This is a genomic window from Thermostichus sp. MS-CIW-37, assembly GCF_054060065.1.
On the sequence record NZ_JBSSCV010000001.1, the window covers coordinates 150,296 to 163,835 of the forward strand.

At 60.8% G+C, this 13,540-nt stretch carries 8 protein-coding genes; 6 read left to right on the forward strand and 2 right to left on the reverse strand.

Going from position 1 to position 13,540, the window contains the following annotated elements; genetic code table 11:
- Positions 1-124: 124 nt before the first annotated feature.
- Entirely contained in the window at positions 125-2,779 is a 2,655-nt protein-coding gene (gene alaS / locus ACVWYZ_RS00645) for an alanine--tRNA ligase (protein WP_457465479.1), read from the forward strand.
- Positions 2,780-2,926: 147 nt separating this feature from the next.
- Here alaS and dnaG read toward each other — a convergent pair whose 3' ends face one another.
- Positions 2,927-4,867, reverse strand: a complete 1,941-nt coding sequence (dnaG, locus tag ACVWYZ_RS00650; RefSeq protein WP_457465481.1) for a DNA primase — start codon at positions 4,865-4,867, stop codon at positions 2,927-2,929.
- 135 nt (positions 4,868-5,002) lie between these two features.
- On the opposite strand from dnaG, the gene ACVWYZ_RS00655 reads away from it, so the two are divergent.
- The 5 genes from ACVWYZ_RS00655 (at position 5,003) to ACVWYZ_RS00675 (ending at position 11,875) form a co-directional block, all read left to right on the forward strand.
- Positions 5,003-5,344: a c-type cytochrome gene (locus ACVWYZ_RS00655; RefSeq protein ID WP_011433133.1), complete on the forward strand. Its 342-nt coding sequence runs from the start codon at positions 5,003-5,005 to the stop codon at positions 5,342-5,344.
- 47 nt (positions 5,345-5,391) lie between these two features.
- Complete coding sequence (locus ACVWYZ_RS00660) at positions 5,392-5,691, forward strand: hypothetical protein (protein WP_457397592.1); 300 nt, start codon at positions 5,392-5,394, stop codon at positions 5,689-5,691.
- A gap of 55 nt (positions 5,692-5,746) precedes the next feature.
- Positions 5,747-6,340: a YcnI family protein gene (locus ACVWYZ_RS00665; RefSeq protein WP_457397589.1), complete on the forward strand. Its 594-nt coding sequence runs from the start codon at positions 5,747-5,749 to the stop codon at positions 6,338-6,340.
- 17 nt (positions 6,341-6,357) lie between these two features.
- Positions 6,358-7,953, forward strand: a complete 1,596-nt coding sequence (locus ACVWYZ_RS00670) for a copper resistance CopC/CopD family protein (protein ID WP_457465483.1) — start codon at positions 6,358-6,360, stop codon at positions 7,951-7,953.
- 157 nt (positions 7,954-8,110) lie between these two features.
- Positions 8,111-11,875: a tetratricopeptide repeat protein gene (locus ACVWYZ_RS00675; RefSeq protein WP_457465485.1), complete on the forward strand. Its 3,765-nt coding sequence runs from the start codon at positions 8,111-8,113 to the stop codon at positions 11,873-11,875.
- Positions 11,876-11,963: 88 nt separating this feature from the next.
- Here the strand turns inward: ACVWYZ_RS00675 and lysS are convergent, their stop codons facing one another.
- Entirely contained in the window at positions 11,964-13,499 is a 1,536-nt protein-coding gene (gene lysS, locus ACVWYZ_RS00680) for a lysine--tRNA ligase (RefSeq protein WP_457465486.1), read from the reverse strand.
- Between the last annotated feature and the right edge of the window lie 41 nt (positions 13,500-13,540).

Genomic DNA, 13,540 nt, shown 5'->3' on the forward strand with positions numbered 1-13,540 from the left:
AATCGGACAAATCGCTTAGGTTTTCGGCGGATGGGGTTTGGTGGAACAGAGGAGAACAACAAGGGCTGGACTGCCCTGCAGAGGGAAAACTTAGAATTGATGAATACAGCCATCTTCGCCTGTCATGTTTCCAGCTCTTTCCGGTGCCGCCATTCGGCAAACTTTTCTGGACTTCTACGCTCAGCGGGGCCACCAGGTGTTGCCCAGCGCCTCCTTGGTGCCAGAAGATCCAACGGTGCTGCTGACCATTGCCGGCATGTTGCCCTTTAAGCCCATTTTCCTGGGGCAACGGGATCCGGAGTACCCACGGGTTACAACGGCCCAGAAATGTGTGCGCACCAACGACATCGAGAACGTGGGCCGAACGGCGCGCCACCACACCTTCTTCGAGATGCTGGGCAACTTCAGCTTTGGCGACTACTTCAAAAAGGAGGCCATCGCCTGGGCCTGGGAGCTGGTGACGGAGGTTTTCGGCCTGCCCCCGGAACGGCTGGTGGTGAGCGTCTTTCGCGAAGATGAGGAGGCTTTTGCCCTCTGGCGAGATGAGATAGGGATCCCGGCCCACCGCATCCAGCGCATGGGAGAGGCGGATAATTTCTGGGCTGCCGGCCCCACCGGCCCCTGTGGCCCTTGTTCTGAGATCTACTACGACTTCAAGCCAGAGCTGGGGGATGAGCGGATCGATTTGGAGGATGACTCCCGCTTTCTGGAGATCTACAACCTGGTGTTCATGGAGCTGAACCGGGATAGCGAAGGTCACCTGATGCCGCTGGCCAAGCAAAACATCGACACCGGCCTGGGGTTGGAGCGGTTGGCCCAAGTGTTGCAGGGGGTGCCCAACAACTACGAGACGGACTTGATCTTTCCCATCATTCAAACGGCGGCTGGGATCGCCGGGCTGAACTACTCCAAGGCCAACCCGGAGCAGCAGATCTCTCTGAAGGTGATCGGGGATCACGCGCGGGCAGTGATGCATTTGATTGCCGATGGGGTGCTTCCTTCCAATGTGGATCGGGGCTATGTGCTGCGGCGGCTGATCCGGCGAATGGTGCGCCACGGGCGATTGCTGGGGATTGGCGAGCCCTTCACCATCCCGGTGATCGAGACCGCGATTCAGTTGGCCGAGGCTGCCTATCCTCAGGTGCGGGAGCGAGAAACCCTGATCAAGACCGAGCTGCAACGGGAGGAAGAGCAGTTTCTCAAAACCCTGGAGCGGGGGGAACGGCTACTGCTGGATTTGTTTACTGCCGTCGAATCTTCCCGTCGCGACAGCGGCTCGCCAAAGCAGATCTCCGGCGCCGACGCCTTCAAGCTCTTCGATACCTACGGTTTTCCGCTGGAGCTGACCCAAGAAATTGCCCAGGAACACGGCTTCAACGTGGATCTGGAGGGCTTTGAACAAGAGATGGAGAAACAGCGGCAGCGGGCCCGCGCCGCCCACCAAACCATCGACCTCACAGCCCAGGGATCCCTGGACGAGCTGGCGGATTTCCTCAGCCAAACGGAGTTTTTGGGGTACAGCCAATCTTCTGCCCGCGGCGTGGTCGAGGCCCTGCTGGTCGAGGGGAAATCGGTGCCCCAAGTGGAGGCAGGGCAGGCAGTGCAGGTCGTTTTGGATCGCACGCCCTTCTACGCCGAGTCCGGCGGGCAAATTGGCGACCGGGGCTACCTTTCTGGGGACGGCCTGCTGGTGCGGATTGAAGATGTGCAAAAGCAAGGGGATCTGTTCGTTCACTTTGGCCATGTGGAACGCGGGATCCTGCGGGTGGGGGATCCCGTCCAAGCCCAAATCGACCTGGCCTGTCGGCGGCGCGCCCAAGCCCACCACACCGCCACCCACCTGCTGCAGGCGGCCCTGAAAAGAATTGTCGATCCCTCGATTGGTCAGGCGGGATCCCTGGTGGCCTTTGACCGGCTGCGCTTTGATTTCACCCTATCCCGGCCAGTCACCCCTGAGGAGCTGGAACAGATCGAGAACTTGGTGAACACCTGGATTGCCGAGGCCCATGCTGCTCAGGTGGCGATCATGCCCTTGGCCGAGGCCAAAGCCAGAGGTGCTGTGGCCATGTTCGGGGAAAAATACGGCGCTGAGGTGCGGGTGATCGACTTTCCGGGGGTGTCGATGGAGCTGTGCGGTGGCACCCATGTCAACAACACCGCCGAGATCGGCCTGTTCAAGATCATCGCCGAGACGGGAGTGGCTGCCGGGATCCGCCGCATCGAGGCCGTGGCCGGGCCGGCTGTGCTGGAATACCTGAACGAACGGGACAGGGTGGTGCGGGAGCTGAGCGCCCAATTTAAAGCCAAGCCCCAGGAACTGCCGGAGCGGGTTGCCGCCCTACAGGCGGAGCTGAAAGCTGCCCAGAAGGAGCTGGAGGAGGTGCGCAGCCAGTTGGCCTTGCTACAGGCCGAAGGTCTGCTGGCCCAAGCGGTTGCCGTCGCAGATCTCAAGGTGCTGGTGGCCGAGCTGGGATCCACCACCCCTGAGGCCCTCAAAACCGCTGCCGAGCATCTGCTCCACAAGCTGGGGGAAGGGGCAGTGGTGCTGGGATCGGTGCCGGAAGCCGGCAAGGTCAGCCTGGTGGCTGCCTTTAGCCCTGCTGTGCAGCAACTTGGCCTGAAGGCGGGATCCTTCATCGGCGAGATTGCCAAACTCACCGGAGGGGGCGGCGGCGGACGGCCCAACTTGGCCCAAGCTGGGGGCAAACAGCCGGAGAAATTGGCAGAGGCTTTGCAGGTGGCCCGGGAGCGGTTGCAAGCGGAGCTAATCTCCCGTTAGCGGAGCGAAGCCCCTTTGAGCAGCAACAGGCCGTCCATCAGCCACTACAGTCTGTTCAGTTTAGGGTGAGACACTCGGGCTATAGAGAGAAGCCTTCTGGCCGCGTATTGGGTTATGGGTTTAGTGTCCTAGTTTGAATCGAAATGACTATAAATCTTCGGCCAGTGGGGTTTCCGACATGTCTTCCAAGCTCAGTTGCACCTGCCGCTGCAGCGCCTGAATCGCTTGGTATTCCTGCTGGATGCTGGCCTGGTACTGGGCGGCCAGGGCAGTGTTGCCTTCGGAAAAGGCTTGATCCCACAGTTGGGTCCAGTAGCGGTAGCGCTTCTGGCGAATTTCCAGCTCCATGTTGGCAATGGCGGCCCGCACCACCATCCGTGGACGCATCAGGGCTACGCGGGTATTTTCGTCCAACCAGAGCAGATGGCTGAGGCGCTCGTTGAGCTGCTCATCTTGGGCACAGAGGGTGCGCAAAGCCGTCAGCAACGTCTCTTCTTGCTCTTCCAGCTCTGGCTGTGCCGAGATCAGCTCCAAGATCCACTGCCACAACTCGCGGTGGGGGCGAAAACTAAATTGCAGCTCCCGCTCCAGCAAAGTTTGGCGAATTTCGCGGCGATACTCGCCAAAATGCAGAAAAATCTGCAAAAGATGGGACTCCGACTGCAAGAGTTTGGATCCCTTATTGAGGGAAGGTTGCTGGGGTTTGGCCCAGCGGTACTGCCGCACGGCTCGGCGCAGGTCTTCTTCCAAATCTCGACTGAGGCGACCGTTGCCGCGGCTGAGCAATTCTGCCACTTTGTGCAAATACAAAGAGCGCCATTGTCCACCCAAACCGGCCAGCAGTTGCACAAGGGCTTGACGGGCCTGCTGAAAATCGGTGGCTCGGCTCAGATCCCGACCAGCCAACACCTGTTCAATTCGCCAATCCAGCCACAGGGGAGCTTGCTCGATCAGGGTTTGCAGTTCAGAAACCGCTCGCGTCGGCGGGGCCGAGCTCTTGTACTCCCGCAAAAACTCGTCGGCATCTTTGCCCTCAGGAAGGGTGAGAATGCGCAGCTCAATTTCTCCGCGCCGCGCTTGTTCTTCAACGGCTTCAATGGCTCGGTTGGCGGCGTTCAAACCGGCCCGATCCGCATCAAAATTGAGGATCAGCCGCTTCGACTGGGTGTAGCGCAGCAGGGTCTTCACCTGGTGGGGCGTCAAAGCAGTGCCCATAGCGGCTACGGCATAGGCAACCCCCGCCTGATGCAGGGCGATGACATCGAAGTAGCCTTCCACCACCAGGACTTGATCGGCCTTGGCAATGGCATCGCGGGCAAAGTTGAGGCCATAGACCACCTGGCTTTTGTTGAAGAGCTCTGTTTCTGGAGAGTTGAGGTACTTGGGCTGTCCTGACTCCCCCAAGGCTCTGCCGGCAAACCCGATCACCCGCCCCTGCACATCGAAAATGGGCAGCATGATCCGGTTGCGAAAGCGGTCGTAGTGGCCGGATCCCTGCTGGCGGGGAACCAGCAATCCAGCCTCTTCTAAAAGTTTGACCGGTTGGCGCTTGTGGTTGACCAAGTATTCGTAGAGAGATTGCCAGCCGGGGGGAGCAAAGCCGATTTGAAATTTTTGCAAAGTTTCTTCGCTCAGGTGGCGGCTGTGCAGGTACTGGCGGGCGGCGGATCCTAGCTGGGATCGGAGGGCATGCCGATAAAAATCGGCAGCCATGGCCAAAATCTCCAGCAGCTTTTCCCGGTGGGAGAGCTCCCGCTCATCAAGGGATCCCAAGGGCTGCGCCTCGGGATTGCGGGTGGGCAGAGGTATGTGGTATCGCCTCGCCAAGTGGCGCACGGCCTCAGCAAAGGAGAGATGCTCGGTCTGCATGACAAAGCGCAGCACATCTCCCCCTGCCCCGCAGGAGAAGCACTTGTAGATCTGCTTGCTGGGGCTGACCTGAAAACTGGGTTTGTGGTCGTTGTGGAAAGGGCAAAGCCCAACGAAGTTCTTTCCCTGCTTGCGCAGCACCACTTTTTCGGCCACCACTTCCACGAGGTCGGCCTTTTGGCGCACCAACTGAATGAAATCGGGGGGCAGACCGCTCATGGCTTCGGGGGATCCTGACCTTATGGTAGCCGGGGGAAACTCGACAGGCTGTCTTTTGACCTGGCCCAACGGGCTTGGGATAATGGGTAAGCTTTAAAGGCTAGTTTTCGGTCAGTCCCTGAGATGAAAATGCGAATGATCAACCTTTTTATCGGGCTTTTGGTGGCAGTATTTGCCCTCTTTTTAGGCCCGCAAATGGCTTCTGCTGAGCCTGATTTGGCCTTGGGAGCCAAGGTCTTTCAGGCCAAATGTGTGGGTTGTCACTTGAACGGGCGCAACACTTTGGTGGCAGCGAAAAACCTTTCTCTGGCGGCTCTTCATGAGTACCACGTAGACACCCCTGAGCTGATCCAGGCCCAAGTGAGAAACGGCAAAGGGGCCATGCCGGCTTTTGCCAAGATTCTCAAGCCGGAGGAGATCGAGGCGGTGGCGGCCTATGTCTTGGATCGCGCTGAGCACAACTGGAGTAGAGGCTAGTGTCCAAAGAGAGGACTCAAGATCCAGCCCTGCTCCAGGGGAGACCAGTGGAGCGGCTGCCTCACGAGCAGGGATGTGAAGGACAGGGATCCCGCCGCAAAATCCTGTCGGTTGGCGTGGGAGCCCATGGCTTGGTGGCGGTGGGCATTTCCGCCCATGGGGTGGTGGCCATCGGCGTGGTGACCCACGGCATCCTCTCTATCGGCCTGGTGGCTATGGGAGCGCTCTCGTTCGGGCTGGTGTCGATGGGCTTGGCCAGTGCCGGCCTGGTGTCGATGGGCCTCTCCAGTTGGGGACAGCACAGCATGAGCGTAACGGAATCCCACGGATCCCATCGCCATCCTTAGAGGTCTTGGCGAATGGCTCTGCATTTTCTGCACAGTTTTGTAAGGAGCATTGGCAATGTTCAGTCTGCAAAGTTACTTGACCCTGGCCAAGAAATCTCTGCTGGCTTTGGGCATGAGCTTTTTGCCTCTTTCTTCCGCTTGGGCTCATGTCACCGTCCATCCCAAAGAAGCCCCGGCGGGCAGCTATGCTAAGCTCACCTTTCGGGTGCCCCATGGCTGCGATGGATCCCCGACCGTTCGCCTGCGGGTGCAGATCCCAGAGGGATTCGTCTCTGTGAAGCCGATGGTGCATCCCCTGTGGAAAATCGAGACGGTCAAAAAGCCGCTGGAGACCCCCTATGAGTCGCATGGGAAGATGATTACCGAAACGGTTGCCGAGGTGATCTGGAGCGGCGGCTCGCTGCCCGATGAGTTCATGGATGAGTTCAGCATCCGCGCCAAGCTGCCGGATCGGCCCGGCGAGGTCATCCCCATCCCAGTGATTCAGGAGTGCGAGCAGGGCATGTACCGCTGGATTCAGGTGGCTCAGCCTGGCGAGGATCCCAACAGTTTGCCGGAGCCGGCTCCGCTGCTGAAGCTGACAGGTGGAGACAGTGGACAGGGTCACGGTCAAGGCCATGGGCACGGCCATGGACACGGTACCCGCTAAGCGGTCTGCTTAGGAGCATGTTTCATCCCAAAAGGGGTTTTGCTTGGATTTGGTCTGGGATCCTCTGCGCCTTGCTGTGGGTGGCCGGGATCCAGCCCGCTTTTGCCCATGCCAGCTTGCTCTCCACCTTCCCAGAGGATGGGGCGGTGCTGCAGGAAGCTCCGGCCCAGGTGCGGCTTGTTTTCAATGAGCCGGTGCAGATCACACAGCTCCAGGTTTTAGACAGCAACGGACGAGCTCTGCCCTTGGAAAATCGGGTGACCAGGGGTGAGGCACCGCAGGGGGATTTGCCGCAGGGGATCCCCGAGGGAGTTTACATCGTCAGCTGGCGGGCCATTTCTGCCGATTCTCATCCGGTGAGTGGATCGTTTGCCTTCCAGGTGGGGGCAGCCGATCCTGGGCAATTGCAGGCGGCGAGGACAGCTCACGCCCAAGGAAGGGATCCCTTGTACTGGCCGCTGGTGGGGGTGCGCTGGGGGATCTACTTGGGCAGCCTTTTTGTGGTGGGGGTGCTGGGCTGGTGGCGACTGTTGCGGGGGCGGTTAAACGCCGAGGCCGGATCTTGGGCTTTTGCGACAGCTTGGATCACCCTCAGTTTGACCGCGGTGGCCTTCAGTCTGCATTTGGCCCAGCTCTACCCTTACTTTAATGGGCGAGAGCTGCTGCGTGTGATGCTTTCTCCCTACGGTTGGGGTACAGGGCTGCGGCTGGTGGGGCTAGGGATCCTGATCTGGGCCTGTGAGGGAGGTGCCGTCTGGGCCAGCGGTATGGGGTCGGTGTTGGTGCTCGGCTCCTTTTTGCCCATTGGCCATGCTCTCACCAGTGAGCATCCGATGGGGACAATGGCGCTGCTGGGGCTGCATCTGGCCGGTTCAGCTTTCTGGTTGGGAGGGTTGTGGGGGCTGGAGCGCCTGCTGGGCAAGGAATCTGCTCTCTACCCATCTGTAGGCATCATCCAACGGTTTTCTGACGTGGCCACCTGGGCGGTACCGGGGCTTATCCTGGCGGGGGTGGGGATGGGTGGGATCCACCGCGGCTGGGACTGGGATCATCCGTATGGGCAGTATCTCTGGGCCAAGCTGCTGCTGGTGCTGATGATGGTGGGGTTGGGCGCCCACAACAAGTTTTGGCTGGTGCCGGCATTGCAACAGGGTGGGCAGACGGTGGGCCGGTCGCTGCGCCGGATCGTCCGCCTGGAGTTGGTGGGGCTGATGCTGGTGCTGGCCTTGACCAGCTTCCTGGTGGCCCAGGCTCCTCCCAGTAATGGAAGGCAGGGCATGGGAGCCCCACTGGAGTCGGGCTTGCAGACCAGTTGTGAAGAGCGCTTGAACTGGCCGGAAGGCAGCCTGCACCTGAAGATTCTGCCCTGCCGTCCCGGAGAAAACCAGATCCAAGTCGAAGTGAAAGGGATCCCGGCTCAGGAATTGACCCTTGGGTTTTCCCTGCCGGAACACGGGATCCCCCCTCTACGCCGCACTGTAGCGCCGGATGGGCCTGGCCAATTTGTGGTGGAAAATGTGCCCCTAGCCCTGGCGGGGGAATGGCAGATCGAGGTGAGACTGCTGATCAGCGATTTTGAAGAGCGGCGAGGTCAGATCGCGGTTTCTCTCTGACTGAATTGTTACAGACATTGAAGATCGCGAAAAGAAAAAGCAGAAAAAGACCCTGGATAGGAGCTGTGGATTGCTCCGCCCAAGGGCGTCCGCCTGTGGCAGAATCGAGCCAGCTTGCAGTGGCAAAAGGCTGCGCCGCTCAGGGACTGACTTGGCCATGGAAGACAAGATCAGAGCGGGAAGTGTGCTCAGGGGACGCTATCGCATTCTCCATCCCCTCGGGGAAGGGGGATTTGGCATAACCTACAAGGCGGTGGATCAAGACACCTTCGATAGCCCCTGCGTCGTCAAGCGCCTTCGCCCCCTCTCCACGGATCCTTATACACTGGCCACGGCTCGCAAGCTCTTTGAACGGGAAGCCAAGGTTCTCAACCGGCTCAACCACTTCGACCAAGTGCCCCGCCTTTTGGCCCACTTCGAGCAGGATCAGGATTTTTACTTGGTGCAAGAGTTTGTTGCCGGGCATGATCTCAGCCAGGAGCTGATCCCGGGCAAGCCGCTGAGCGAGGCCGAGGTTTTGAAACTGTTGTGGGATATTTTGGAGATCCTGCGCCATGTACACGCCCACCAGATCGTCCATCGGGATATCAAGCCGGCCAACCTGATGCGCCGCGATGCCGATGGCAAGTTGGTGTTGATCGACTTTGGGGCAGTCAAGGAAGTGGGGCGGTTGGTCAGCCATGCCCCCGGCCAAACTCAGTTGGCGACGGTGATTGGCTCGGTTGGCTACATGGCGCCCGAACAGCTCAACGGCAAGCCCCAGCCCTGCAGCGACCTGTACTCCGTAGGGGTGCTGGCCATCCAAGCCCTCACCGGTCGTCCTCCCCATAAGATCCGGGACGATCCCCGCACCGGCCAACTGCTCTGGCGGGATTTGGTTCAGGTCAGCGAGGAGCTGGCCGAGATTTTGGATCGCCTGATCTGCCCCCACTGGCAAGAGCGTTTCCAATCGGCTGCTGAGGTGTTGGAGGCGCTGCGGCCCCTGTTGCCTTTTCCCCAAGAGGCGACGCTCGGCGATGTTTCGGTGGATCAGGTTTTGGTGACGCGCCTGTTGGCCCGCGGACAGGAGAAAGCCCGCCAAGGGGATTTCCAGGGGGCGATTGCCGACTGTACGTTGGCCATTCAATTGGATCCCCAAAATAGCCGCGCCTACAGCCAGCGGGGCAGCGCCCGCTACAAAAGTGGGGACTTGGCAGGGGCCATCGCAGATTACACCCAAGTCATTCAACTGGCAGGGGACGCCCGCGCCTATTTCAACCGCGGCATTGCCCGCTACCGGCTGGAGGACTACGAGGGAGCTGTTGCCGACTACACCCAGGCTCTCGGCCTCAACCCACAATGGGCGGTGGCCTACTACAACCGTGGCAATGCTTACCGGCAACTCAATCAGCAGCAGCAGGCCATCGAAGACTATTCGCGGGCCATTGAGCTCAACCCGGAAGATGTGCGGGCCTATTTCAACCGCGGCGTGGTGCGCGGCCATCTGGGAGATGCGCAGGGGGCAGCAGCCGATTTTTCCGAGGTGATCAAGCGGGACCCTCAGGACGGGGAAGCCTACTTCAACCGGGGAGTGGCGCGGGTCCAGTTGTCAGATTTGCAAGGGGCCGTCGAGGACTACACCCAAGCGCTGCAGTTGGATCCTCGCCACGGCAAAGCCTATTACCACCGGGGCCTGGCCCGGCAAGCGTTGGGGGATCCCCAAGGGGCCGTTGAAGATTTTTCTCAGGCCCTATCCCTACGGTCTGCTGAGGCCACTGAGCTACCTGAGGCAGAGGCGGCAGCCCAGGCGGATCTCTACTTGCAGCGGGCCATGGCCTACCTGAGCAGCAACGCCCTGGAGCCGGCGCTGGCCGATTGTGAACAGGCTCTCCATCTGGATCCTAAGCTGTCGCGGGCCTATCTCTGCCGGGGCTTGGCCCGTCAGGGGCTGGGGGATCCCGGCGGCGCTCTGGCAGACTTCAACCGCGCCCTGGAGCTGGATCCCCACATGGCCAAAGCCTACCTCAACCGAGGCATTGCCCACCTGGACTTGGGCAACATCGAAGCGGCTTTGTCGGACTTGAGCCAGGCTATCGCTCTGGATCCCCAAGATGCCAGTGCCTACAGCAGCCGCGGGCGAATCCATTGGCTGTTGGGGGATCCCCTAGCGGCTCTGCAGGATTACACGGCTGCCCTGGAGCGGGATCCGCAGAACCCTCAGCTCTACTTCAACCGCGGCCAACTCCATGCTGAGCGGGAAGATTGGCCGGCAGCCTGTGAGGACTTCTCGCAGGTGTTGCAGTGGGGGATCCCACGCGGGCCGGAGCTGCTGGTTAATGCCCATCTGCGCCGCGGTATGGCACGGCAACGGCTGGGGGATTGGCAGGGGGCGTTGGCCGATTTCGACCAAGCTCTGCAAGGGGATCCTCAGTCGGGCTTGGCTTATTTCCATCGCGGCCAAGTGCGGGCTGCTCTGGGAGATGGGCTGGGGGCCATCCAGGATTACCACCAGGCTTTGGCGCTGGGGGTGGCAGTGGCCGAGGCGGATATCCGCCGAGATCTGGCGCGGGCCCAAATCCAGACGGGAGATCTGCAGGCGGCCTTGGAGCAGTTGAACGAGGCGGTGCGCTTGCAGCCGGAACGGCGGGATCTGCGCCAAGAGCGAGCTGAGTTGTGCCGACGGCTAGGCCGGTGGCCAGAGGCCATTGCCGACTACGACGAGGTGTTGCGGCAGGATCCTCAGGACTGGACGGCTTGGCTGGGACGGGGCATGGCCCATGGACAGGTGGGCAACTGGGATTCCGCCATTCAGGATCTCAGCCGGGTTTTGCAGCAGGATCCTGACCACAGGGAAGCGCTGTGGCACCGAGGACAAGCCCTGCAGCAGTTGGGTCAGACCGAAGCGGCCTTGCAAGATCTAAACCGTCTGCTGCAGCGGGATCCCCAACACAGGATGGCCCGCTTGGCCCGCGGCTCTCTGTTGTTGGCGTTGGCGGTGCGCGGCACCGATGGCCCTACCAACCGTGCGGAGCAGGATCGCGTCAGCGGGACGGAGTCCTTGGAGCTGGGGTACTACGCGCAGGCTGAATCCGACTTCGACCAAGTCATCCAGGAAGAGGCCCAAGACGGGGAACAGTCCCGGCAGCTCTATCTGGAGGCCCACCTGAAGCGGGCCCAAGTCCGCCGCCTGCGCCACAACCTGGAGGGGGCAATAGCCGATTGGGATCGGGTCTTGGAGCTGGCCAGCCCAGGGGATCCAGAAGTGCTGGTCACCGAAGCCCTGTTGTATCGGGGCTTGTGTCGCCAAGAGAGGGGGGATCTGGCTGGGGCGTTGGCCGATTTCACGGCGCTGATCCAGCAGCAACCGCAGGCTTCTCAGGCTTTTGCTTTGCGGGCAAGGGTGCATCTGGCTTTGGGGGATCAAGAGGCGGCATTGGCGGATCTCAACCAAGCTCTGAGCCTCGACCAGAACTGGGGGGTGGCCGATGCTGCCCTGGCCTACCGTCAACGGGGGGATCTACACCGGCAGGCCAATTGCCCTGAGCTGGCCATTGCCGACTACACGCAGGCCCTGGCCTTGAACCCTCAGGAGCACTCTGCTTTGCTCTGCCGAGCTCTCTTGTGGGATCGCGCGGGACAGACGGACAAAGCGATAGAAGACTACACCCGACTGCTGCAACTGGAGCTGGATCCCCAGGAGCGGGTCTGGGTTTTGAACAACCGCGGCTGGGCCTATGCCCAACAGGGGGATTTTTCGGCGGCCATCCGCGACTACGACCAAGCCATAACACTCTGCACTGCTGACGCGAGCGATAGGGATCCCTGCCACCTCAAGGCCCACTTCAACCGCGCCCTGGCTCGGGCTGCCCTGGGAGATTGGCAGGGAGCCTGCCAAGATTTTCAAACTGCCCTCCAGATGCAAGGGTACGAAGGTCGGCTTTAGATAAGGAGTGGAGGAGGGAGAAGTGAGAAGTGAGGACGGAATCTCTTCTCTTTGCTCTTTCCTCTCTCCTCTTTGCTCTTTTATCCTCTCAAGCCTCCTCCGCCACTTCTCCCGTCTCGGGCCGCAGCAGCGGAAAGGCAATGACATCGCGAATGCTGGGGGCATCACACAGCAGCATCACCAAGCGGTCGATCCCCACGCCCAGGCCACCTGTGGGGGGCAGGCCGTATTCCAAGGCGGTGAGAAAGTCTTCATCCAGAAAATGGGCCTCTTCATCGCCGGCTGCCTTCAGGGCTGCCTGGGCCTCCAGCCGCTGCCGCTGATCCACCGGATCGGTGAGCTCTGAGTAGGCGTTGGCCGTCTCCCGCCCCACGATGAACAGCTCAAAGCGCTCTGCCAACCCCGGTTTGCTGCGGTGAGGCTTGGTAAGAGGACACACCTCCAGGGGATAGTCCAGAACAAAGGTGGGCTGGCGCAGGTGGCTCTCACAGCAGTGCTCAAAGGCTTTGACCAGCAACTGGCCGGGGGAGTCCTGGGGGGAGAGATCGGGGATCCCCCGTTCTGCCAAGGCGGGCAACAGCTTGGCGGTGGATCCCGCTTCCACGTCGATGAAAATGCTGGTGGTCTCCTCCACCAGCTCCTGCATCGTCACCCGTCGCCAGGGAGGGGTGAGGTCGATGGCTTCCCCTTGGTAGGTGAGCTGCAGGGATCCCCGCACCGCCAGGGCGGCGTTGCAGACCAGGGTTTCCGTCAGCTCCATCATGGTGTGGTAGTCGGCGAAGGCTTGATAGGCCTCTAGAGAGGTGAACTCCGGGTTGTGGCGGGTGGAGATGCCTTCGTTGCGAAAGACCCGCCCAATTTCATAGACTCGCTCGATCCCGCCCACCACCAACCGCTTCAGGTGCAGCTCGGTGGCAATGCGCAAGTAGAGATCCAGATCCAGGGCGTTGTGGTGGGTAACAAAAGGCCGCGCCTCCGCCCCGCCGGGGATCACCTGCAACACTGGCGTCTCAATTTCCACAAAACCTCGCTCTTCCAGAGTCTGCCGCAGGGAGCGGATGATCTGGGCGCGGTCGAGCAAGGTCTGCTTGACCTCAGGGTTGACGATGAGATCGACGTAGCGCTGGCGGTAGCGTTTCTCCACATCCCGCAGGCCGTGCCACTTGTCCGGCAGGGGCAGCAGGGCCTTGGTCAGCACTTGGTATTCATCCACCCGCACCGACAATTCCCCTTTTTCGGTACGCTTGAGGCAGCCCTTGGCCCCCAGCCAATCGCCCACGTCGATGAGCTTGTCCAGGTTCTTGAAGGCCAACTCCCCCATCTGCTCCGTCAGCCGTTGCTTCTCCAGGTAAAGCTGGATGGTGCCGGAGCGATCCTGAAGGGTAAAGAAAGCCAGCTTGCCCATGACCCGCCGCGCCCGGATCCGCCCGGCCACCGCCACCTGCACATCCTCCCGCTCGCCGCCGGGCTCTAGGTCGGCAAATTGCTCCTGCAGCTCGGCAGCCAGATGGGTAACAGGAAAAGAATAGGCATAGGGCGGGATCCCTTGTTCCCGCAGGTGTTGGGCTTTTTCCAGGCGGGCGGCCCGTTGGGCGGCTTCGCTGCTGCTAGGGAGGGTAGACATGGCGGTGGATAGGCAATGGACAATGGAAGCCCCGTTAGGGA